Source organism: Flavobacterium sp. (assembly GCF_965277525.1).
Taxonomy (GTDB): Bacteria; Bacteroidota; Bacteroidia; order Flavobacteriales; family Flavobacteriaceae; genus Flavobacterium.
Map to the genome: position 1 here is coordinate 1 of NZ_CBDIDC010000013.1, position 24294 is coordinate 24294.

Here is a 24294-nt window from a genome sequence, read left to right on the forward strand (position 1 = left end):
CGTGGTGGTGGCAGAAGTTCTGCAAGAGAAACAGCAAGCAGAGTTGTGGCGGGAGCAATTGCCAAGCAAATGTTACCTGAAATTAAAATTAATGCCTATGTTTCGTCTGTAGGGCCAATTCATCTGGATACGCCGTACCATGATTTAGATTTTTCAAAAATAGAAAGTAACCCTGTTCGTTGTCCTGATGAAAAATCAGCAGCGATTATGGAAGAATACATTCGCGATATCCGCAAACAAGGAGATACTGTAGGTGGAGTTGTTTCATGTGTAATCCAGAACGTTCCGGTTGGCTTAGGTGAACCGGTTTTTGATAAACTTCATGCTGAATTAGGAAAAGCAATGCTTTCTATAAATGCAGTAAAAGGTTTTGAATACGGAAGCGGATTTTCAGGTTCTGAAATGAAAGGAAGCGAACACAACGATTTATATAATCCTGACGGAACAACAAAAACAAATCTTTCAGGTGGAATTCAGGGCGGAATCAGCAACGGAATGGATATCTACTTTAGGGTAGCTTTCAAACCTGTTGCCACGATTATGCAGACTCAGGATTCACTAGATAATAAAGGAAACATTACACCCATGACAGGTAAAGGTCGTCATGATCCGTGTGTTGTTCCGCGTGCTGTACCTATTGTTGAGGCCATGGCAGCGATTGTTTTGGCTGATTTTTATTTAATCAACAAAACATATTAATAAAGATTAAGGCAGTGAGGGTCTTAGTATTTTAATTCTAAATAAAAAAAATTAATGCAAGTAACAGAAACCAAAAAAAAATCATTTCTTTCCGGATTAACAGGGCAAATTATAATTGCAATGGTGCTAGGAGCCACTTTAGGAATTATATTGCACAATTCGGTTTCGCAAGAGGCAGCAGTATCGTTTAGTACTAAAATAAAAATGCTTGCAACCATTTTTATCCGATTGGTACAAATGATTATTTCTCCTTTAGTATTTACCACTTTAGTAGTAGGAATTGCTAAATTAGGAGATATTAAGACTGTTGGAAGAATTGGAGGAAAAGCACTTGGATGGTTTTTTACAGCTTCTTTTATATCCTTATTAATTGGTTTGTTTTACGTAAATATCCTGGAACCGGGAGTAGGTTTAAAATTAGACCATGTTGATATGGCGGCTGCATCTGAAGTGACGGCTAAAACAACAACTTTGTCTTTCGAGAATTTTGTAGAGCATATCGTTCCTAAAAGTATTTTTGAAGCAATGGCTACTAATGAAATTTTACAGATTGTTGTATTCTCTATCTTTTTTGGATTGGCAGCAGCTTCTTTAGGAAGTACTGTAAAACCCGTTATTAATGCTTTGGATAAAGTATCGCATATTGTTTTAAAAATGGTGAATTATGTAATGAACTTCGCTCCAATAGGGGTTTTTGGTGCCATTGCAGGAGTTTTTGCTATTAGAGATGCAGAAGAGTTAGTAATTACTTATTTTAAATTCTTTGGATCTTTTTTGATAGGGATTAGCACATTATGGGTTGTCTTAATTGTCGTAGGTTATATTTTCCTGAAAAAGAGAATGACCGAATTATTAAGACGTATTATCGGGCCACTGGCAATTGCTTTTGGAACTACCAGTAGTGAAGCTGTTTTTCCTAAACTGACAGAAGAGTTAGAAGATTTTGGTGTAAAAAATAAAATTGTATCATTTATGTTACCGCTGGGTTATTCGTTTAATCTGGACGGAAGTATGATGTATATGACTTTTGCGAGTATTTTTATTGCTCAGTTTTATGGTGTTCACCTGGATTTAGGTACTCAGATGGTAATGCTTTTGGTTTTAATGCTGACCAGTAAAGGGATTGCGGGCGTACCGAGAGCAAGTTTGGTTGTTGTAGCGGCAACTTGCGGGATGTTTAAAATTCCTGTAGAGGGAATTGCTTTAATTTTACCAATTGATCATTTTTGTGATATGTTCAGAAGTGCTACAAATGTATTAGGAAATGCCTTGGCGACTTCAGTAGTAGGGCAATGGGAAAATGATGGAGATTCAGATTTTATTGCCGATGATCAGGATATTGTTTCAGATAATCACTAACATATTCTGTTTTTTTTAAACGAAAATAGTTTGAATGTTGAATAAAAATTCAAATAAAAATAGAAAAGCTGTATTTTCATAGGAAATACAGCTTTTTTTTATTTTTAAGTGTATATTTGATAAAACTAGCCGATTTATGCCCCAAATGCGGATTTTTTTATTGATTTTTTTATTCCTGAATTGTTTTTTCAATTCGGTAATTGCGCAATCTGAAAGCATGTCGGATGAGAAAATTACAGTGCTTGTAAAAAAGGCCTGGAACGATTACAAAGAATCGAATTTTGAGAAATCATTAATTACTTCAAGAAAAGCTTTAAATTATGCTACGGCTTCTAAAAATAATTATTTAATAGCAAAGTCATACAAAGTTATTGCTGGAAATTATAGTGAATTGTCAGAGTTTGACAAAGTCATTTTCTTTTACAACAAAGGTTTATTTTATGCTAATAAAACAGATAACGATTCCATAAAATACAGTCTTTATAACAACCTTGGAAATATTTATTGTTTTGAAAAAAAGCAATTCGATAAAGGGGTGAGTTATTATAAAAAATCTATTGCTTATAGCTTAAAAATAAATGATATGAGCCAGGTTTATTTTACAAATGTAAATATAGCCTGGGCATATTTTGATATTGGTAAATTTAAAGAGGGATATCCTTATTTAAAATTTGTTGGCAATAATATTCAGAGGTACGGTGACGAATCGACGGAAATCGTGGTGAACATGCTTAACGGAATGTATTCGAGTTATAGTAATGACTACAATCTGGCCAATGGATTTTTTAAGAAAGCTATTGAAGCAGGAAAAAATGGCGAAGAAAAATCAGATTTATCGTATGCTCATTTAGAATATTCAAAATTTTTAAATAAAATTAAAAAGTATAAAGAAGCCTACGAAAATCTTTCGGCCTATAATAAAATTACAGCTCAGTTATACAATCAGGAAAAACTTAAAAAAGCTTCTATCGCTGGTTTTAACCTTGAGTTAGACGAATACAAAAGACAAATTGATAAAATAGAGAGTGAAAAAGATTCACAATATCAAAGTCTTAAAAAATCCAGGATTATTGTCATCTTGTTTGTGTTGATTTCATTTATTCTTATTTTCCTTATTATTACATTGATTAAGAATATAAGGTTTAAGAAAAAGCACAATTTAGAGCTTTTAAGAGCAAAAGAAATTGCAGAGGAAGCCTCTTTGCTCAAAACTCAATTTATTTCGACTATAAGTCACGAATTGCGTACTCCTTTGTACGGTGTGGTAGGGATAACCAACATGTTACTTGAAGAGCATAAGGAATTGTCCCGAAGTCAGCATTTAAGCTCTTTAAAATTTTCAGCACGATATTTATTATCACTGGTAAATGATATTCTTCAGATCAATAAAATTGAAGAAAATAAAGTAGTTCTGGAGAATCTGACCTTTAATATTTCAGATGAAATTACAATGATTAAGAATTCTCTTTCTTTTTTATCCCAGAAAAATAATAATACAATTACGGTTTCTATTGATCCTGATATTCCGGAATATCTCATTGGGGATAAATTAAGACTGGCTCAGATTCTGATGAATTTAGTGAGCAATGCACTGAAATTTACAAAAGATGGTGTCGTTGAGATTATTGTTAATCTGAATAGAGTGGAAGGAAAAGTTTATTTTCTGGATTTTCTTATAAAAGACAATGGTGTTGGGATTGCGATTGTGGATCAGGGGAAAATTTTCGAAAAATTCGTTCAGGTAGGAAGGAAAGATGAAGATTATCAGGGAACAGGATTAGGACTGAGCATTGTAAAAAGATTATTGGGCCTCTTTGGAAGTACAATAAGCTTGAAAAGTAATATTGGCGAGGGAACTTCCTTTTCGTTCGTAATTCCTTTTGAGTATGATCCTCAAAGGACTAAAAATATTATAGATGAAATTGAAGTCGATTTGACTTCAAGTGAAGTTTATAAAATTCTAATTGTCGAAGACAATCTTATAAACCAGCTGGTTACTAAGAAGATAATCGAAAAGAATAATTATATCTGTAAAGTAGTTGATGATGGTTTTGCTGCATTGGCCATACTTGATAAAGAGGATTTTGACCTTATTTTAATGGATATCAATATGCCTCTGATGAATGGATTTGAAACTACTAAAAGAATTCGTTTAAAGGGTGTAAAAACACCTATTGTGGCTTTGACTGCTTTTGATAAAGATGAGATAACAGATGAGGCAATTTCTTCAGGAATAAATGATATTATCATTAAACCTTTTGAGCCTGTAAAATTGTTTAAAATTATAAGTTACTTAATAAAAGAAGCAAAAAACGCTGGTTAGTACCAACGTTTTTTATTTTGTTTAGAAGCATCTGATTTTCTCGATTTATGAGCACCACCACTTCGGTTTGAATTTTTAGGTTTCTCTGCCGCTGCTTCAGGACTTCCGGCATGCCATTGATAAGGATGATCAATAACAGTTTTTACATCCACTTTAATCAATTTCTGAATGTCTTTCCAGTATCCGTGTTCGTCCTTACTGCAAAAAGAAATGGCAATTCCTCCGTTTCCGGCACGACCTGTTCTACCAATTCGGTGTACGTATGTTTCGGGAATATTAGGCAAATCAAAATTGATTACAAACGGTAATTGGTCAATATCAATTCCTCTTGCTGCAATATCTGTTGCAACAAGAACACCAACTTCTTTATTCTTGAAAGCGTCAAGAACACGTTGTCTGGCATTTTGAGATTTGTCACCGTGAATTGCTTCAGCCGCGATATTATTTTTTCTAAGTGCTTTTACGACATTATCGGCTCCGTGTTTCGTTCTTGAGAAAACCAAAACATTCGATAAATCTTCGTTTTTTATTAAATGGTACAATAAGTTTCTCTTTTCTGTTTTCTCTACAAAGTAAACGCGTTGTTCTACGTTTTCAGCTGTTGATGAAACCGGGGAAACTTCAACTTTTGCAGGATCCTGCAAAAACATTTCGGCTAATTCACGAATGGCAATCGGCATTGTTGCAGAGAACAATAAAGTTTGACGGTTTTTAGGAGTCAGTTTCACGATTTTTTTGACATCGTTTATAAAACCCATGTCTAACATTTGATCGGCTTCATCTAAAACTAAAGTGTGTAAATGATCTAAGTCAAGAAAACCTTGTTTTTGTAAATCCAATAATCTGCCGGGTGTCGCTACCAAAATGTCTACTCCGTTTTTCAGGGCATCAACTTGTGGATTTTGCGATACTCCGCCAAAAATCGTTAATTGAGTCAGGTTGGTATATTTGGCATAAGTGTCAAAACTTTGACCAATCTGAACTGCTAATTCACGCGTTGGGGTAACTATAAGTGCACGAATTACTTTGGCTTTTTTTGTTGAGCCTACAATTCGGTGTAATTGATGTATGATAGGGATTGCAAATGCAGCCGTTTTTCCTGTACCGGTTTGGGCACAACCAATTAAATCCCTTCCTGCCAAAACAATCGGAATAGATTGTTCCTGAATAGGAGTGGGGTTTAGGTAGCCTTCTTCAAATACGGCTTTTTGTATACTTTTTGAAAGTGATAAATCTTCGAATAACATATCTTAGGTATTAAGAATTTAGTTTTAAGTACTAAATTTCTGTGCAAAGATAGGTTTATTCGATCAATCGTTTATTTGAATCTTGTTTTATTTGGCAAATGAACTAATTTTCAGTTGCTAATCGTTATAATAAAATATTTTTTTCGTTGTTGGCTTTAATAAAATCAGTAATCAGATAACCAATTAATTTACCAATTAAATTATTGTTTGGAGAATCGGCTAAATCGGGTGCTCCTTCGCAAATGTGCAAATAAGCGGCATTTCTGTTTTGTCCGAAGAAAGATATAAATTGACGCAATTCTTCCACTGAAAATCCGCTGATGGTCATAGCGCTACTGGCAATATTAGGAATAGCATCTAAATCTATTTCGATACCAAAAGGATCTGTTTTTATAAACTCTAAAGCTAAAGCCATCTCTCGGCTAAAATCTTTTTCTTTACGAATATTTACGCTGTCGTATGTGTTGTAACGAACACGGTCTTCCAGTTTTTTGATGATATCCAGAACACTTTTTGAAGTGTAGTTTTCGTGCAAACCAAAAATGAAATATTTTTTTAAGAAACCTTCTTCATAAGCATATGAAAATCCGTTTCCGCTGTGACGGCCTTCCAGAATTCTAAAATCTGAATGCGCGTCAAAATTAATCGCATTAATAGGTTTTCCTTTGGCTAAAGCCGAACCTTTTATATTTCCGTACGCATTATTATGGCCTCCACCAATGATAATTGGCATTTTTCCGGCTTTTATAATAGTAAAAATAATATGGGAAACTTCTTTGTCGATTTTTTCGACCAACTGACTTAATTTTGATCGATCGTCAATATCGTTAAAATCGAGATTTTCGACATCACGCATTTCTTCACTGACATTAATCTGCCCTAAAACAATAATCTGGCTGCCCTTAGCAAAACGATTGTGCTGAATGTTGGCAATGCTTTTTATAGCACTTTCCCAGGCAGATGCTGCGCCCGGTCTGCCGTAATTGGCACGCACCCCAATATCTTCCGGAATTCCCAGCAGTACATACTTAGCCTCACTTTCTTTTAGAAAATTAATTTTGTCCACTCCTTTCGGAATGATAATCATTTTCTCTCCGAACTTTATTTCACCACTTCGATGATTTGTGATTTTTGCTAAATCATTAATAGTAAAAGGAATTAATTTCTCCATGAAAAAATTTTATTTTCCAAAAATAATATAATTGTAGTAACTTACGTTATTACCTTATATTAATTATTAAATTTGTTTTAAAGAAAATTATTTTAAATATGGAAAACCCAAAGAACAACAACTCAAGTCTAAAAGCGGTAATCGCAGTTTTAGCAGTCCTACTAATTGGTAGTTTAGTGTATATTTTTAAACTATCATCTGATACAGATGTGGTTAAGACAGAACTTACAACAACAATGACAGAGAAAGAATCTGTTATGAAAGATCTGCAAGAGTTAAAAACAACTTATGACGCTGCAATTGCTGAAAATACTTCTATGTCTGATGAATTGATTCAGGAAAGAGATAAAGTAGTGGCTTTGATGGATGATTTGAATAAATCGAAAGGTGATGTATCTAAATTTAGATCACAAGTTCAGGCAATGCAAGGAAAAATGAAAACTCTGGTTGCTGAAAACGATGAATTGAAAAAACAAAACGGTGTTTTAACAACTCAAAGAGATAGCACAATTGTAGTTTTAGGAGAGTCTAAAAAGTATAACGAAGTATTAGTTGGACAAAACGAAGAATTGGCTAAAACTGTTGAAAAAGGAGCTAAATTATCAATTTTGAATACAAAAACTTCTGCTTACAAATTGAGAAGCTCAGGTAAACAAATCGAAACGGATAAAGCAAGCCGTGCTGATATCTTGAAAATTAGTTTTACTGTTGCAGAAAATCAAATTGCAAAATCTGGTGATAAAACGTATTATGTGCAAGTTATTGACTCTAAAAACAATGTTTTGGGAGATAAGAAAACGGAAAGTTTTGGTGATAATACTTTAACTTATAGTTTTAAAACTACTGTTAAATATGAAAACAAAACAGTTAACGTAAGTGAGGATTTACCAGGTAAAGATTTTGCAAAAGGAGCTTATTTTATCAATGTTTTTGATAACGACGAATTAGTTTCTAAAACTAGTTTTAACTTAAGATAATACTAGTATCGCTTAGGATAATAATACCACTAAATTATTAAAGGTCTGTGAAGTTTTCACAGACCTTTTTTATTCAGTCAAATTTATTTACGTTTTCTGGTTTGCTTCTCTTCTAATTTTTTTAGAATTTTTTCCTGTTTTTTCGCTTTTAAATCTGTTTTCGCAGTTTTTAGGGTGCTAACTTTAGCCATGATCTTGATGTTTTAAATGGTTTAAAAAAAAATACAGAATTATCCTGATCCTATTTTATCTCTTTGATATCTAAAAACTTTATAGAGCGAGTTGCATTATTCAATATAAAATTGAAAGTGCATAGTGAAAAAAAGTTTTATTAGGATGTGTTAAGCACACTCGCGGGTGCTTAATAATTCGGGAAGATTTTTAATCTTAAAACGGGAGAAACGTGTAACGAACTATTCTTTTTATTGTACCCATTTACATTGGCTATGAAAGCAATTTGTTTCAGGCTAAATCTAAATAAATCTAAGGATGTACAACAAATATACATGGTGAAAAATACTATGTTTTAGAAAGCTAAATATAAGTCCTTATTTTGTGATTAACAAATATAACAACTTCTTTTATAGTGTTTTTGAATAAGTATTTGGTTTTACGTTTTAGCAAGGAATAAAAAAAAGAGGAGTTGTAAAACTCCTCTTTTTTTTATGCTAAAATTGCACCTTCTATAAAAACATTTTCAATGAGATTACTGCCAAATGCGTACGGAATTTGATAGTAAGATGAAATAGGTTTTGTGAGGATAAAATTGGCTTTTTTACCTCTGGTGATACTTCCATGGGTTTCTGAAATTCCCATGGCGTAAGCTCCGTTTATGGTTGCCGCATTTATAGCTTCTTCAGGGGTCATTTTCATTTTGATGCAAGCTGTTGCAACGACAAAATTCATATTCCCTGACGGAGTAGAGCCTGGGTTAAAATCTGTCGCTAATGCTAAGGGAAGACCTGCTTTTATCATTTCTCGTGCCGGTGTATAGGGAATGCTTAGAAAATAAGAGCACGATGGTAATGCTACAGGCATTGTTTCAGTGTTTTTTAAAGCTTCGATATCTTCGGGGTTCATTATTTCGAGATGATCAACGGAAAGTGCTTTAAATTTGATTCCCGCTTGTATTCCTCCAATAGAATTAAACTGATTGACATGGATTTTTGGTGTTAAACCAAATTTAATTCCTGCTTCCATGATTTTTTCCGTTTCTTCTACAGAGAAATAACCTGTTTCGCAAAAAATATCTACATAATCGGCTAATTTGTTTTGGGCAATTTCGGGCAGCATTTTGGTGATGATTTCGTCGATATAACCCGCTTTATTGTCTTTGTAATGTAAAGGAAAAGCATGAGCGCCTAAAAAGGTTGCTTTTATTGAAATGGGATAATTATTGGCCAGTTTTTTTATCACACGAAGCATTTTCAGTTCGCCTTCGATCGTTAAACCGTAACCTGATTTTATTTCTACAGCTCCGGTTCCTAAATGCATGACTTCTTCCAGTCGTAGTTTCGACTGCTCGTAGATTTCATCTTCTGAAGTCTCATTGAGTTTTTTAGCTGAATTTAAAATTCCGCCACCTCGATTGGCAATTTCTTCATAAGAAAATCCGTTGATGCGGTCTACAAATTCCTGCTCGCGATTTCCTGCATATACAATATGGGTATGACTATCACACCAGGAAGGCAGAACAATTCGGCCAGTTGCGTCAATAACTTTATCAGCTTTAATTTCAGGAAGATTTTCCATTGGGCCAAAATCGTGAATCAAATTATCTTTTAAAATTAAAAAAGCATTTTTTACGGTAGGAAGTATTGCCATTTCAGCTCCTGAAACTTTAGAAACAGAAGTTTCCCGAACCTGAAGCAATTCTTTTATGTTTTTGATAAGAGTTATCATGGATGTTGATTGAGTTGTGTTAAAGAAACGTTTTCTTTGTATTAACTATGAAATTAAAACACAAATTTCACAAATTATCACTAACCAATTCGTGAAAATCTGTGAAATTCGTTTTGAAATACTGGAATTTGGAATTAAAAAAGAATTGAATATTTTCTTTTAACTTCTATTCTGAAACTGTTATTTCGAACATTTTGCTCCAGTTTTTACCGGTTACAAAAATAGTTTTAGTTTTAGGATTGTAAGCAATCCCGTTTAAAACATCATCTTTCGTAACATCAGACATTAATTTACGTAAACCTGACATGTCTAGGATTCCTTCAACGGCTCCTGATGTTGGGTTAACAACTGCAATCGCATCTTTGAACCACACATTAGTATAGATTTTTCCGTTAATCCACTCTAATTCATTGATGGCTTTAATTTTTGAAGTGCCTGAGTAGACATTGATGTAATCTACCATTTTTTGAGTAGCCGGGTCAACTTTCCAAATTTTTTCAGTTCCGTCAGTTTGATAGATGTATTTGCCATCATTAGTCATTCCCCAACCTTCAATATCTTTTTCGAAAGCAAATGTTTTTTCTAATTTTAAAGTTTTAGCGTCATAAATAAAACCCGTTTTGTTTTTGTATGTTAATTGAAATAATTTTCCGTTAATAAACGTTATCCCTTCTCCAAAATATTTTTGATCAAGATCGATTTGTTTGAAAATTTTCCCTGTTTTATAATCATACTTTTTTATGAAAGATGCTCCTTCTTGTCCGGTACTTTCATATAAGGTGTCGTTATAAAATTCGAAACCTTCGGTAAAGGATTTTTTATCGTGAGCATAAGTGTTTACGATTTTATATTTTAAAGGTTTTGCCTCGATATCAGAAACTACTTCAATTCTCTTGGTAGCATCAGAAGAATCAGATCCAAAATAAACGCTGGCTTTTATATATTGATATCCTAATTTTTGATCTTTTAATGCAAAATTAAATTTTGTAGCCCCTTTTATACTTGCCACTTTTTTATCATTAACAAAGTAAACAATGCTGTCGATTTCTTTCGAATTTGGGTTTAAAATTCCAATAGAAACGGCTTCTTTTTGGGTAAAATGTGCCGGAAAAGCAGAATCATCGATATTAAATAAAGAATTTTCACCTTTTTTTGTATCTCCACATCCAATTAATGTGATTCCTAATAAAATGATAGTTAGGAAGTTATATTTTTTCATAGTTTAAAATTTGAATAAGCCAATATACGACGATATTTTTATAGCAACAAAGGTCTTGCAAAAATATAAAAAGATTGTATATTTGCACCGGCAAGTCCTACACGACCAGCTCCTGCAGACTCCCCCAGGATGGGAACATAGCAAGGGTACGTGGTTGAGCGGTGCGATGTAGGTCGCTTGCCATTTTTTTTAATCTGAATTTATATTCAGATTTTTTTTTTTTTTTTTTTTGAATTAATTTAAAAGTAGTCTTCCTTATGGAGGATTTTTTTATTTTTGGACCTGTCGGAAGTTAGAAGTTATATGTGAGAGGTGAGAAGTTTTACCTGCAACATCGAGTTCTACGTATAGACAATCACTTTTAACCTATAACATTTAACATCTAACCTACAAATGAGTAAAGTCGTTTTAATTACAGGAGGATCCTCAGGGATTGGAAAATCAATTGGAGAATTTTTGCATAAAAAAGGTTTCGTTGTATACGGAACGAGTAGAAATCCTGAGAAAGTGTTGAATTCAATTTTTCCGTTAATCGCTTTAGATGTTCGAAATGCGGAGTCGATAAAATCAGCGGTAGCTAAGATTATTGCAAATTCCGGCAGATTAGATGTGGTAATTAATAATGCAGGTGTCGGAATTACAGGGCCTTTAGAAGAAATTCCGATGGAAGAAATCAAAAATAATTTCGAAACCAATTTTTTTGGGCCAATTGAAGTGATGAAAGCTGTTTTACCACAAATGCGGGAACAAAAGTCTGGTTTGATTATTAATATTACATCAATTGCTGCTTATATGGGATTGCCTTATAGAAGTGTTTATTCAGCATCAAAAGGAGCTTTAGAATTGATTACGGAAGCTTTGCGTATGGAAGTAAAGTCATTTGGAATAGAAATTACGAACGTAGCGCCGGGAGATTTTGCAACCAATATTGCTTCAGGTCGTTATCATGCGCCGGTTGTAAAAGGTTCTGCTTACGAAAAAGTATATGGAGAAACGCTTGCGACAATGAACGAACATGTGGATGCGGGTAGTAATCCGAATGAAATGGCAGAAGCGATCTACAAAATTATGCAACAGAAAAAACCTAATGTACATTATAAAGTAGGAGCGTTTATGCAGAAGTTTTCGATTGTTTTAAAACGTGCGCTTCCGGATAAAATGTATGAAAAGATGCTAATGAATCATTATAAGTTATAAAAAATAATCCGGAGCAAATTTTGAAGTTATTCAACAGGAATAAAGATTTCAAATTTTGCCCCTTGATTTAAAACTCCTTGGGCTTTTATAAATCCGTGGTGGTTTTCTACAATTCTTTTTACTATTGTAAGTCCAATTCCGGTACTTTTTAGCGGTTTTGTGTGGAGTGCCTGAAAGAGACCAAATATTTTATCACTATACAATGGGTCAAATCCAATTCCGTTGTCTGAAATCGTTATTTTGTAATATTTGGTAAGGGGAGAAAGTTTATCTAGTTGTCCATTAGTGATTTCTGTTGATACGGTTATAATTAAATCTCTGTCGGGACTTGCAAATTTCAAAGAATTATTGATAAGATTATATAATAATTGCCTGAATTGAAATTCTATTACAGAGAGCTTGCCTAATTCTTGGATGTCAAAAACTACTTTTTTATTTTCAAACTCATCTGTAAGATCTTCAATGACGTCCTGAGCGATTATATTTAAGTCTTTTACTTCGAACTTTCTATCGTCAAATTTTGTTTTAGAATAAATCAAAAGGTCATTGATCAGGTTTTGCATTCTAAAAGCAGAAGTCTTGATTTTATGAAAGGCTGTTTTACCTTTTTCGGATAAATTACTGGCTTCTTCACGTTCAATAGTATCTGTAAAAAGCTGAATTTTTCGTAGTGGTTCCTGAAGATCGTGGCTTGAAATATAGTTAAAGGCTTCGAGTTCAGTGTTCATTTTTTCAAGTGAAAGATTCTTTTCTATTAGTTTTTTCTTGAAATCTGAATTTAACTTTTCTGCTTCATTTTTTTCAACCTGAGTTTTTTCAAGCAAGTTAGTTCTTTCTTGCAGCACTTTTTTGCTTTCTAATGCTTGTTCGATTGCTGCGAGGTGAAATGAGATAAGTTCAGCAAATAAATTGAACATTTCCCGTACTTTAAACTCTTTTAAATTGTTTGGTTTGGGGTCTATGGCACATAAAGTTCCAAAAAAACTTCCGTCCTGACGCATGATCGGTACCGAAATATAGCTTTGTAATTTGTACATGGCCGGAGTATGATGGTCATGATAGTTTTTATCTTCGCTTACATTATCAATAATTACAGGTTTGGGATTTTGTCTTATTTCGTCGCAAATTGTCGTTTTTATTTTTAATTCATCTCCGGGTTTTAAGCCAAAAAGTACATTGTCCTGTACGCTGCAAGTGATCCATCGATCCTCGGTCACTCTTGCTATTGCTGCAAACCCCATTCCTGTAGTCTGACAAATAACATTGAGTAAGTTGGGAACAATTGTAATGTTTTCGATATTAATTATATCTTGTTTGAAATGGTCTTCTAGCACTTTTTTTGAGGATGTTTTTTATTTTTTAAAATTACAAAAATAAAACCAGTTTTTTGTATAAAGGTTTTATGTGCCATAATTGAGCTATTTGGAATTATTTTTTAGTTTTTTATTTTATGGAAATTATAAATTGTAATTTTGCATCGAATTTGCGTTAGGGATAGGAACGGTATCCTTTTGTTTTTTTCTTTAAAAAATAAAAGATATAGTGGATAGCCCGACCCTTGGGGAACGCCCAAAAATGGAACACAATTAAATAGATATAATTATGAAATTTTTTATTGACACGGCTAATTTAGCTCAGATTAAAGAAGCACAGGCTTTAGGTGTTTTAGATGGTGTAACAACTAACCCGTCATTGATGGCAAAAGAAGGTATTACCGGAAAAAACAATATTTTAAAGCATTATGTTGACATTTGTAATCTTGTAGAAGGAGATGTTAGTGCTGAAGTAAATGCGCTGGATTATGATGGAATGATCAAAGAAGGTGAAGAATTGGCTGAATTGCATGAGCAAATCGTAGTTAAATTGCCTATGACAAAAGAAGGTGTAATGGCGGCAAAATATTTCTCTGATAAAGGCATTAAAACAAACGTAACACTTGTGTTTTCTGCGGGGCAGGCTTTATTGGCTGCAAAAGCGGGAGCTACTTATGTTTCTCCTTTTATTGGTCGTTTGGATGATGTTTCTACTGATGGTTTGAATTTGATTGAAGAAATCAGATTGATTTATGATAACTATGGTTATGAGACTCAAATTTTAGCAGCTTCTGTGCGTCATACTATGCATATTGTAAACTGTGCTAAAATTGGTGCTGATGTTATGACAGGTCCTCTTTCTGCAATTTACGGATTGTTGAAACACCCGTTAACTGATATTGGATTAGCACAATTTGTAGCTGATTTTGAAAAAGGAAATAAGTAATCCTTAATACTAAAAATTAAAATCGTCATTTTTCAATAGAAAGATGGCGATTTTTTTTTGTTAAGGTACGTCTGAATGTTATTTCAAAATCTGCCGGGGATTGGGTTTTATATAAAAAAGAAGTCCCGTTTTACATTGTAAAACGGGACTTCTTTTATTTTTTACACTTTGGCTTAGTGACCTCCGCCTTCGCTTTGAATGTTGTGATCAATTCCTTGTCTTTTTAAGATTTTAGGGCAATAGAAACCGTAGAATCCTAAATAGGCAAAACCAATAAGTGGAACGATGTAAGAGAAGTGTGTCCAGGTGATTCCGAAGATTCCTCCCGGGCTGGTAAGATCAATATCACAGATACTTCCTTGAATCAAAGGAATAACTCCTCCTCCAAGAATCATCATGATCAAAAATGAAGATGCTTTTCCTGTATTTTTACCTAAACCTGCAATTGCTAAATCGAAGATTGATGGCCACATGATAGATAAGAATAAACCTCCGGAGATAAAGAAGAATTTAGCGATTGATGGATCTGGCCATACCAATCCTGCAACCATCATTAATAATCCTGATATTCCGAAAAGCATTAACGTTTTTCCGGCATTTTTACCACCTACAAAACTTACGGCAATAAACAATAAGATCCAGATAGGATAGATATAGAATGCAGAAACATCATGAGCAGCAAAAATGTTAGCACCAATTATTACTCCAAAAGCTACCGCCGGTACAATGAATTTTAAGGCTGTATTTACTAAGTTTGAAGTGTTAAAAACATTAACTCCTCCATTCCAGCGACCAATCATTAAACTTCCCCAATATAGGGCAATAAATGGCGCAATGGCATCTTCTAAAACATTACCAAATTCAGCGGTATGTAATAAAGCCGGTAAGTTACTGATAATGGTAACCTCAGTTCCAACGTAGATAAAGATACCTAACATTCCAAGATATAGTTGTGGATAATCAGATATTCTGAATTTTTCGTGGGCTACCTTAACTACTTCTTCCTCTTCTTTTGCAGGATCTTCGATTTTAGAGAAGTTCATGAAAATGGCCACTGCGATAAAAGCAAGACCAAGGATGATAAAAGGTAATTTGATGTCTTCTAATGAAAGTGATGTGTTTTTATTGTCTCCCATTCCAAACAAAGCAATTCCTAATAAAATAGCTCCAATTGTTGTTCCGAAAGAATTAATACCTCCTGCTAAAGTCAAACGGTGCGCTCCTGTTTGAGGGCTTCCCATTTTAATAGCTAATGGATTTGCTACAATTTGCTGGATTGAAAATCCTAAACCTACAGTAAATAAGGCAGTTAAAAAGAATGGAAAACTTTCCATTGTTGCGGCAGGAATAAATAAGAATGATCCGACTGCTGAAAGAAGCAAACCAGCAGAAAGGGTTTTTTTATATCCGAATTTTTGTAAAACATCTACTTTTGTAGATACTAAAAAGAAAATCACAGACCCTACGAAGTATGCGGCGTAAAATGCCCAGGCTACTAATTGTGATTGTACTTGTGATAAAGTAAATACTTTTTTGAATACCGGAATCAGGATATCATTGGCTGAACCAACAAAACCCCAAAAGAAGAAAACAATTATCAACGAGATAAACTGTCCCCATTTGGTTTGAACATTTTCTGAACTCATAATTTAAGAGGTTAATTTTTTATTTTATTGTTTTTTGAAGACCGTAAATATATTTGTTAAGTATATCAAAAAAAAATAAAAAGGCACAAATAATGTTAAATTTAAACCAACGACGTCATTTTTTCAACAATGTGTTAATTTTTACCTAGTTAGAAAATTGAATTATAAATTACAATTTATTCAAGAATTTTGTTTTTGACCTCTTTGCTGTAATTTCTGCCTATAGGAATGGTGTAAGATTGTATCTGAATGCGGTTCCCTTCGATAGATTTTACCTTATTTAATGCAATTACGTAGGATTTATGAATGCGTAAAAAGCGGTCTGTAGGCAATTCTTCAGATAAAGAAGTCAATGATTTATGAGTAATATAGGTTTTATCAGGTGTAACAACTTTTATATATTCCTTCATTCCTTCAACAAATAAGATTTCTTCAATATTAATTTTCATCATTTTTTTATCTACTTTGATAAAAATATGAGAGTCACCTTTACTGGTTTCAACCTTTATATTGTTCTTTAAATTGTATTCGGTTGTGATTTTATTGATGCATTTTATGAATCGCGGTAACGGAATCGGTTTTACCAGATAATCTAAAACATCAAGATCGTAACTTTCTGCTGCAAATTCCCTAAAAGCGGTAGTAATGATAACTTTGGTTTTGTTTTCGATTAAGCTAATGAGTTCAAAACCTGTCATCATAGGCATGTTAATGTCCAGAAACACGGCATCGACAGTAGTACTGTTTATAAAATCAAGTGCTTCTAAAGAATTATTGAATGTGCCGATAACCTCAAAATCTGTAAAATTGGTGAAATAATTTTGCAGGACTTTGATTGCTAATGGTTCATCATCAATCAACACGCATCTAATCTTCATTATCAATAGGTATTTGCAAACGGATTATATAGTAATTTAGTTTTGTTTTGTGTTTTAAACTGAAATTATTTTTGTAAATCAATTTCAATCTTTTCTTGGTATTAACCAAACCAATTCCGCCTTTAACGTTAAGATTTTGTGAATTTACAAAATTATTTAAGATTTCAAAATCTAACATTTTATTGTCGGTCACTTTACAGTTGATCTTAATTTTTAAGTTATTGTTATTGATACCCCCGTGTTTAAAGGCATTTTCGACCAATGAAATGAATATTAAAGGAGGAACAACAATGTCTTCTATATCAGATTCGAGATTGACTGTAACTTCCACATTTTCAAAGCGTAATTTTTCAATTTCAATATAATTTTGAATATAATCAATTTCTTTAATTAATGGGACAAATTTGGTTCCTTTTACATCATATAAAACATATTCCATCAGATTTGAGAGTTTTATAATAACATCAGGAACCTTGTCAGAAGATTCTAATGACAAAGCATATAGATTATTGAGCGTATTGAAAAAGAAATGGGGTTGAATTTGATTTTCGAGATACTTCAGTTTTATTTTAAACTGATTTTCTCTTAAAGATCGGTTTCTTTCGCGTTCTCTCAGCCAGGTTAGGGTTAAGTAAACTGACGAAGCCATAGCGAGAACATACAATTCACCAATGCATACAGCAACGATATGGTTAATTTCAAAAGGATGGTATTCGCGATTGGCTTCCGGCCAGATATTCTCAGATATGATATAGTAGGTCAGTGCTGTCTTTAATAAATAAATACAAAACAAACTGATCAGTAAAGAAATAGTATAGGTTATGTATTTCTGTTTTAAAACATACCGGGGGACTAAAACAAAAAGATTAAAATATACTAAAGGAATATGTAGGGAGAACTCAATTAAGTTTGATTTAAAGGAGTAAGGGTAATCATTAAAATAAGCTCCCCATCGTAAAAAGTTAAGAGTGAAATAGCTACCCCAAAACCAAACATGGTTTTTGAGCTTAATATCAAATTTTAATTTTTGAATTTCAGTCAACTTTAATTTAGGGATTTACTGTTATTGGCGTATTGCCTCGAAATATTGTGCAACTTTAAACAATTACAAGGTAAAACACAATTTTTTTTGAATTAAATTTTATAAAAAAAGCTAATTTTTAGATTAAAAAACAAGGATATCGTTTTCGTATAACGTATTATTGATTGTTTTGTGTCGTTCGTTTAAGGTTTTGTGTTGTTTGTTTAAAATGTTTTATTTATGTTAATTTTAACAATAGATTTATCGCTTAACCAACAAAACCATGATAAAATGAAAAAAATTATGTTAATCTTTATGATTGTCTTTACTGCGCAGGTTTCGCTTGCTCAAGTAAAAACAGTCAAGGGTTTAGTGAGTGATCAAAACGGATTGCCACTGCCGGGAGTAAGTATTGTTATTCAAGGCACAAAAACAGCAACCCAATCTGATTATGACGGTAAATATGCGATACAAGCATCTACAGGAGATGTACTTGTTTTTTCGTATATAGGAATTAAAACGAAAACGGCTACTGTAGCCCAATCAACTACAGTAAATGTTGTACTAACAGAAGATGCACAAAACTTAAACGAGGTTGTAGTTACGGCATTAGGGATAAAGAGACAAAAGAAAGAACTGGGATATGCGGTTCAGGACATTAAGGGAGATCAGCTTAATAAAGTAATTACAACAAATGTAGCGTCGTCACTTTCAGGTAAAATTGCCGGTGTCGATATTTCTATGCCTGCCACAGGAGCAGGAGGAAGCGCCAGAGTTATTATTAGAGGAATTTCGAGTATAGGTGAAAGTAACCAGCCACTTTATATTGTAGACGGAGTTCCTATCGATAATTCAGGATTGAATAATGACAATGCCGCCGCTAGTAAATGGTTTGACGGAAGAGATAACGGAGACGGAATTTCTAGTCTTAACCCTAATGATATTGAAAGTCTTACGGTATTAAAAGGTGCAGCTGCATCAGCTTTATACGGTTCAAGAGCTTTAAACGGTGTCATTTTAATTACAACTAAAAAAGGAAGTAAAGGAAAACTACAGGTAGAATTAACCAGTGGTGTTAGTTTTGATCATGTAAATGCGAAGTATAAAGATTTTCAAAGTGATTATGGTACGGGATCTCATGGGATTTTGCCTGATCCGCTAAAAGCACCTTCTGAAATATACGGATATACCACCAGTGCATGGGGACCTAAATTTTCTAATACAGTAGGAACGCAGGTCAAAATATTTGACGGTTCTATGCGACCTTATGCTAAAGTTGATAATAATATTCAGGATTTTTTTAGAACCGGAGTGACCACAACAACCGGAATCGCACTTTCTGGAGGAAGTGAAAACGCATATCTTCGTTTTGGATTTAATAACATGAAAAATGATGATGTTGTTCCAAATTCAGGATTAGAAAGAAATAACGCTACTTTAAATGCTACTTTAAAATCGGATAAATTTACTTTGGATGCCAATGTAAATTATATGGTCGAAAATACCAATAATAGACCTGGTTTAGGAGATTCACCTAACAATGTGGGCTATTCATTAAGTGGTTTGGCGCCCAATATTGATCAGGCTTGGTTGAAAAATTATGGCAATCCGGAAACCGGAGAAGTTTATAAATGGAATAATAACATTTATCAGTTGAATCCTTATTTAACAGTAGATGCCAATCATAATACTTCTAAGAAAAATCGTTTTACGGGTAACGTTGCCGGTAACTATCAGCTTGAAAAATGGGTTGGATTGACTTTTAGAACAGGTTTAGATACTTATGTTTTTGATTCTAAAGATTTCATGGTACCAGGAAGTACGTGGCCAGGAAGAGATACCGGTTATCTTGGATTGAACGATATCACGGTTTCTGAGATGAATACGGATCTTATTGCTACGATTAGTGAAATTAAATTAGCGACTGATTTTAACATCTCAGGAATTTTAGGAGTAAGCAGAAGAGATTTTAGGAGATCAGAAAATTCTAGTCAGGGAACGAATATTATTCAGCCGGGAACAGAATATATAAGTAATTTTTCAGTTCAAAGCATAAATGCGCCGGTAGAAACTAAAACAAGGACAAATTCTGTTTACGGTTCTGCAAAATTCGATTATAAAGGTTATTTGTATGCTGAATTTACGGGGAGAAATGACTGGTTTAGTGTTATTAATAAAGATGCTTTTTATCCGGGTGCTTCTTTGGGATTTGTATTCTCAGATGCGTTTAATATTAAGAGTGATGCTTTTTCATATGGAAAATTAAGAGCTTCATGGGCAAAAGTTTCTAATGCTCCGGGAGCTTACAAAAATGCATTAAACTATACGACATATTCTTCTTACGATGGGCAAAGTGTGATAAATGTTAAGAATACGTCGGCACCAAATGCAAACCTGACTTTTCAGTCAAAAACAGGTATCGAGTTTGGACTAGAAACAGCCTTCTTTAAAAATAGATTAAAAGCCGATATCACTGTATATCGTGAAGATACATCAGATCAAACACTTGATTTAGCATCATCTTCGACATCAGGTTATGAATTTCTTTCGGTAAATGCCGGAGAATTACGTAACGAAGGTATTGAGATCTTTTTATCTGGTACACCAATTAAAACGAAAGATTTCGAATGGGGAATTGATTTGAACTTTTCTAAGAATAAAAACTCAATCCTTTCTTTACACCCGGACATTAATACCTATACAATTTCTGAAGCTCGTTGGGCTAATGCAGCTATTGTAGCGCAAGTTGGCGGGCAATATGGAACTATTATTGGAAAAGATTTTCAAAAAACAGATTCAGGCGAAGTGATCATAGGTGCAAATGGGATGCCTTTATACACAGAAAATAAAGTTGCTTTAGGAAAAGGACTTCCGGATTGGGCAGCGGGTTTGACGAATAGATTTTCATATAAAGGAATCACGCTTCAATTTTTATTAGACATGAAATTTGGTATGGATGTGTATTCTATGACAAACTCTGTTGCAGCAACAAAAGGATTGCTGGATGTTACCACAGAAGGAAGAGACGCTTATATTGCAGCAAGAACACAAGCAGCTGCAAGCGATCCTAATTTTAATGCAGGAACCTGGGTTCCAACAGGGGGGTATATAGCGCACGGAGTTGTTAATACAGGAACTGCAGATAATCCGGTTTATATAAAAAATACAAAACCTGTAGATCCGCAGGACTATTGGCTGAATGTTACAGAAAATACGCCAGCGCCTTTTATTTATGATGCTTCTTACGTAAAATTAAGAGAGATAAGTTTAGGATATACAATTCCTAAAAGTGTTTTTGGTGGTGCAAAAATCAATTCAATTTACATTTCTGCATTTGCTCGAAATTTATTGACTTTTAGTAAAGATTTGCCAAACATTGATCCAGAGTCTATGTATACTTCAGGAAACGGACAAGGTTTTGAGTACGGATCATTGCCATCAAGAAAATCGTATGGTTTTAATATTAAAGTTACATTCTAAAAAAGTAAATTATGAAAATCAAATATATAATAGCCGCGCTTGTTGTGTTTACGGTAGTAGGCTGTACAGAAAATTTTGACGAACTGGTAAAAGATCCGGTAGCGTTGTCTGCAAATCCGGGAGGTCAGCTTACATTTACCCAATTGTCTATGTCTGGAGACGGATATTACCAACATAGAACTAATTTAATATATGCCGGAGGTTTTGTGCAGCATTATGCTGGTTCTTGGGCGGTAACACAATATGGTAACAAATTTATAAATTCAGATGAATATGCCGTTGCCTTATGGCGAAATGTATATGCCCATGAAATGAAAAGCGTGGTAGATATTATTGATGTAACGGGCAAAGATCCTTTGGCAGTAAACATGAATGGTGTAGCTAAAATTATGAGGGTAATGGTGGCACAGCGATTAACAGATATTTATGGCGATGTTCCTTATTCAGAGGCGGGTTTGGCTTTTTCTAAAGGAATTGTAACGCCTAAATATGATAAACAACAAGATATTTATACTTCTTTTTTTAAAGAATTAGACGAAGCTTTTCAGCAATTAAATACCGGAAAAGATCTGATAAAAGGAGATTTGTTTTATAACGGTGATGTATCAAAATGGAAAAAATTAGGCAATACGATGCGTTTGCGTCTGGCTATGAGAATCTCTGAAGTAAATCCGGCAGAAGCAGAAAAGCAAGCTAAAATAGCGTTGCAAAATGGCGTTTTTGAAAGTAATGCTGATAACTGCATTATGCATCATTTAGATTTTCCCTTTAGTGATGATCCCGCAAGGCTGGATTATAGAGGAAATGGATTGTCTTATGGTTTTATAGGAAACGAGCAAGGAGATCATTTTAGTTCTTTACTAATAGATTATCTAAAAAGTAATGGAGACCCAAGATTGACCATGATAGCAACTCCTAAAACAAGTAGTAGCGTGGTGCCCTGGTCACCAATACAGCCGGACGAAACATTGTATGAAGGGGTTAAGCCAGGAGTATTTAGATGGGAACTTCCCGGAGGATCAAATTCAGCTTCTGGTATACAACCTTATTTAAAATTAAGAACCACTCCGTTTTTGCATGTAAGTTATTCAGAGACAGAATTATTATTAGCCGAGGCAGCTTTTAGAGGCTGGGTTTCTGGTTCTGCAGCAGATTATTACAAAAAAGGGGTTGAAGCAGGTATCAAGCAATTAGAGATTTATGGTGCAGCTCCTGCGAGTCAGGCAAGTATCGATGCTTATGTAAATGGTAAACCTTTATTGGCAGGAACAGAAAAAGAACAAATAGGGACACAAATTTGGATTACCTATTTATTCAATAGTATCGAAGCATACTCTAACTGGAGAAGAACAGGATTTCCTCATTTAGTACCCATAACAAATTCAGATTCCGGAACTGGGGGAGTTGTACCAACGCGTTTGTATTATCCAAACGATGAATTACAGAAAAATGAAAAAAATTATCAGGAAGCTGTAGCAAGATTAGGAGGGAAAAATGATTGGTTAGGAAAAGTTTGGTGGGATGTAAACTAAAAAAAATAAATCTCAAATATAAAGTTATGCCTAATAAGGTGTTATTTTCATTCTAATTAAAATTAAAAACAACAAGTTTAAATTAAAAATTATGATAAAAAATAAAGCCTTCTTAGGCATCCTTTTTTTTATAAGTTCACTTTTTTCTGCCTATAGTTTTTCGACTGAAAAAGAATGGGGTATCGAAATTTCAAAAAATAAAACAGCGCGAGTTGTAGGATATTTGTCTTCTGGCAATTTCGATAAAATGAATTCTATTGGGTTTTGTAAATTAACACATCTTAATGTCGCATTTGCAAATCCGGACAAAAACGGAAATATACTATTTAATGGAGATATTGATGCTCTTATTAAATATGCCAAATCAGTCAATCCTAAAATTATAATTAGTATTTCGCTTGCGGGCGGAGTCATATCAGAAGAACAAGCTGCAAATTGGTCTTTTTTGATTGATAAACCAGAAAATAGACCTGCTTTAATTCAGAACATTATCAATTTTGTCGAATTGCATCATTTAGATGGTGTAGATGTAGATCTCGAATGGAATGCTGTAACTTCAGGGTACAGTGGTTTTGTGGTTGAATTAAAAAAGAGCCTTTCTGAACATAAAAAAATATTAACGGCGGCTTTGCCTAATAATTCCCGTTTCGACAATATAAATTCAGATGCGTTGAAGGCATTCGATTTTATTAATGTAATGGCTTATGACAGCACAGGTCCGTGGACACCTAATAATCCGGGGCAACATAGTTCTTTCGCTTTTGCGAAAGAAGGAATAGACTTTTGGCACAAACTTCAAAATGTTCCTAGTGAGAAGCTCACTCTTGGTGTACCTTTTTACGGTTACAATTTTACCAATCCTGATGCAACCAGCTCTACTTATAAAGAAATTATCGAAACGGGATCTCAATTTGCAGATCAGGACGAAGTAGGTAAGATCTATTATAATGGTAGACCCACGATTTCTCAAAAAGTCGAATATGCTGCTCAAAATACCGGAGGTATAATGATTTGGGAAATAGCTCAGGATTCATTTAATGAATATTCTTTGTTAGATGTTATTCATGAAAAATTCACAAACTTAAAAGTGAAGACAACAGGTTTGTGCGGAAATTAAAATTTTGAGATAACGGTGGTATTAAAAATACAAGACTTTGTTAAAATAGTAAGATTAGAGGTACTATAAATTTTACATATAATGAAAAAAACACCTTCTTTAATTTCAATTTCCTATATAAACGTCACATTATTAGGTTTTTATTATAAATAAAGATTTTTTAGTAAATAAGTAAAATTGATGAATAAAATATTAATAAATGGGATAAAAAAGTTAGATATAGTAACTTGAAAACGTTTTCGTGAAGCATATTATTGATTGTTTTAT

The 24294-nt window shown here is 33.6% G+C and carries 17 protein-coding genes and 1 other RNA gene; 10 read left to right on the forward strand and 8 right to left on the reverse strand.

The genetic code is table 11. The features are described from left to right. From aroC to ACQY44_RS24105, 3 genes are all read left to right on the forward strand, one after another. The coding region (aroC, locus tag ACQY44_RS24095) for a chorismate synthase (RefSeq protein ID WP_428232825.1) at window positions 1-699 on the forward strand (699 nt) is incomplete at its 5' end. Between the two features lie 54 nt (window positions 700-753). Continuing rightward, window positions 754-2058, forward strand: a complete 1305-nt coding sequence (locus tag ACQY44_RS24100; RefSeq protein ID WP_428232826.1) for a dicarboxylate/amino acid:cation symporter — start codon at window positions 754-756, stop codon at window positions 2056-2058. Between the two features lie 136 nt (window positions 2059-2194). Beyond that, complete coding sequence (locus tag ACQY44_RS24105; RefSeq protein ID WP_428232827.1) at window positions 2195-4381, forward strand: response regulator; 2187 nt, start codon at window positions 2195-2197, stop codon at window positions 4379-4381. On the opposite strand, the gene ACQY44_RS24110 is transcribed toward ACQY44_RS24105, so the two are convergent. After that, window positions 4378-5628 carry a DEAD/DEAH box helicase gene (locus ACQY44_RS24110; protein WP_428232828.1) on the reverse strand — a complete coding sequence of 417 codons (1251 nt, stop codon included), beginning with the start codon at window positions 5626-5628 and terminating at the stop codon, window positions 4378-4380. The two genes, ACQY44_RS24105 and ACQY44_RS24110, sit on opposite strands and share 4 nt — an antisense overlap. Window positions 5629-5752: 124 nt before the next feature. Further along, the gene (locus ACQY44_RS24115) at window positions 5753-6799 is read right to left on the reverse strand and encodes a formimidoylglutamase (RefSeq protein ID WP_428232829.1); all 1047 of its coding nucleotides are present in this window, start codon (window positions 6797-6799) and stop codon (window positions 5753-5755) included. A 98-nt stretch (window positions 6800-6897) separates the two neighbouring features. Here ACQY44_RS24115 and ACQY44_RS24120 point away from each other — a divergent pair, with 98 nt between their 5' ends. Beyond that, complete coding sequence (locus ACQY44_RS24120; protein ID WP_428232830.1) at window positions 6898-7776, forward strand: hypothetical protein; 879 nt, start codon at window positions 6898-6900, stop codon at window positions 7774-7776. A gap of 663 nt (window positions 7777-8439) precedes the next feature. Here the strand turns inward: ACQY44_RS24120 and hutI are convergent. Then, window positions 8440-9678 carry an imidazolonepropionase gene (gene hutI, locus ACQY44_RS24125; protein WP_428232831.1) on the reverse strand — a complete coding sequence of 413 codons (1239 nt, stop codon included), beginning with the start codon at window positions 9676-9678 and terminating at the stop codon, window positions 8440-8442. A 166-nt stretch (window positions 9679-9844) separates the two neighbouring features. Continuing rightward, a complete protein-coding gene (locus ACQY44_RS24130; protein WP_428232832.1) occupies window positions 9845-10897 on the reverse strand; it encodes a glutaminyl-peptide cyclotransferase in 1053 nt (350 codons plus the stop codon). An 88-nt stretch (window positions 10898-10985) separates the two neighbouring features. Between ACQY44_RS24130 and ffs the strand changes: the two genes are divergently transcribed. Both ffs and ACQY44_RS24140 read left to right on the forward strand, forming a co-directional pair. Continuing rightward, window positions 10986-11083: signal recognition particle sRNA small type (gene ffs / locus ACQY44_RS24135), an RNA gene on the forward strand. 207 nt (window positions 11084-11290) lie between these two features. After that, complete coding sequence (locus ACQY44_RS24140; RefSeq protein ID WP_428232833.1) at window positions 11291-12094, forward strand: SDR family oxidoreductase; 804 nt, start codon at window positions 11291-11293, stop codon at window positions 12092-12094. A 26-nt stretch (window positions 12095-12120) separates the two neighbouring features. Here the strand turns inward: ACQY44_RS24140 and ACQY44_RS24145 are convergent, their stop codons facing one another. After that, window positions 12121-13428 carry a GAF domain-containing sensor histidine kinase gene (locus ACQY44_RS24145; protein ID WP_428232834.1) on the reverse strand — a complete coding sequence of 436 codons (1308 nt, stop codon included), beginning with the start codon at window positions 13426-13428 and terminating at the stop codon, window positions 12121-12123. A gap of 268 nt (window positions 13429-13696) precedes the next feature. Here ACQY44_RS24145 and fsa point away from each other — a divergent pair, with 268 nt between their 5' ends. Further along, window positions 13697-14353, forward strand: a complete 657-nt coding sequence (gene fsa, locus ACQY44_RS24150; protein WP_395358784.1) for a fructose-6-phosphate aldolase — start codon at window positions 13697-13699, stop codon at window positions 14351-14353. A gap of 173 nt (window positions 14354-14526) precedes the next feature. Here the strand turns inward: fsa and ACQY44_RS24155 are convergent, their stop codons facing one another. From ACQY44_RS24155 to ACQY44_RS24165, 3 genes are all read right to left on the reverse strand, one after another. Further along, the gene (locus ACQY44_RS24155) at window positions 14527-15999 is read right to left on the reverse strand and encodes an MFS transporter (protein WP_428232835.1); all 1473 of its coding nucleotides are present in this window, start codon (window positions 15997-15999) and stop codon (window positions 14527-14529) included. A gap of 176 nt (window positions 16000-16175) precedes the next feature. Further along, window positions 16176-16877, reverse strand: coding sequence for a LytR/AlgR family response regulator transcription factor (locus ACQY44_RS24160; RefSeq protein WP_428232836.1), 702 nt, complete (start codon window positions 16875-16877; stop codon window positions 16176-16178). Further along, window positions 16867-17919, reverse strand: a complete 1053-nt coding sequence (locus tag ACQY44_RS24165; RefSeq protein ID WP_428232837.1) for a sensor histidine kinase — start codon at window positions 17917-17919, stop codon at window positions 16867-16869. Before ACQY44_RS24165 ends, ACQY44_RS24160 begins: the two co-directional genes overlap by 11 nt. A gap of 270 nt (window positions 17920-18189) precedes the next feature. Between ACQY44_RS24165 and ACQY44_RS24170 the strand changes: the two genes are divergently transcribed. From ACQY44_RS24170 to ACQY44_RS24180, 3 genes are all read left to right on the forward strand, one after another. Next, window positions 18190-21378, forward strand: coding sequence for a SusC/RagA family TonB-linked outer membrane protein (locus ACQY44_RS24170; RefSeq protein WP_428232838.1), 3189 nt, complete (start codon window positions 18190-18192; stop codon window positions 21376-21378). An 11-nt stretch (window positions 21379-21389) separates the two neighbouring features. After that, window positions 21390-22910: a SusD/RagB family nutrient-binding outer membrane lipoprotein gene (locus ACQY44_RS24175; RefSeq protein WP_428232839.1), complete on the forward strand. Its 1521-nt coding sequence runs from the start codon at window positions 21390-21392 to the stop codon at window positions 22908-22910. A gap of 91 nt (window positions 22911-23001) precedes the next feature. After that, the gene (locus ACQY44_RS24180; RefSeq protein WP_428232840.1) at window positions 23002-24027 is read left to right on the forward strand and encodes a glycosyl hydrolase family 18 protein; all 1026 of its coding nucleotides are present in this window, start codon (window positions 23002-23004) and stop codon (window positions 24025-24027) included. The last annotated feature ends 267 nt before the right edge of the window (window positions 24028-24294 follow it).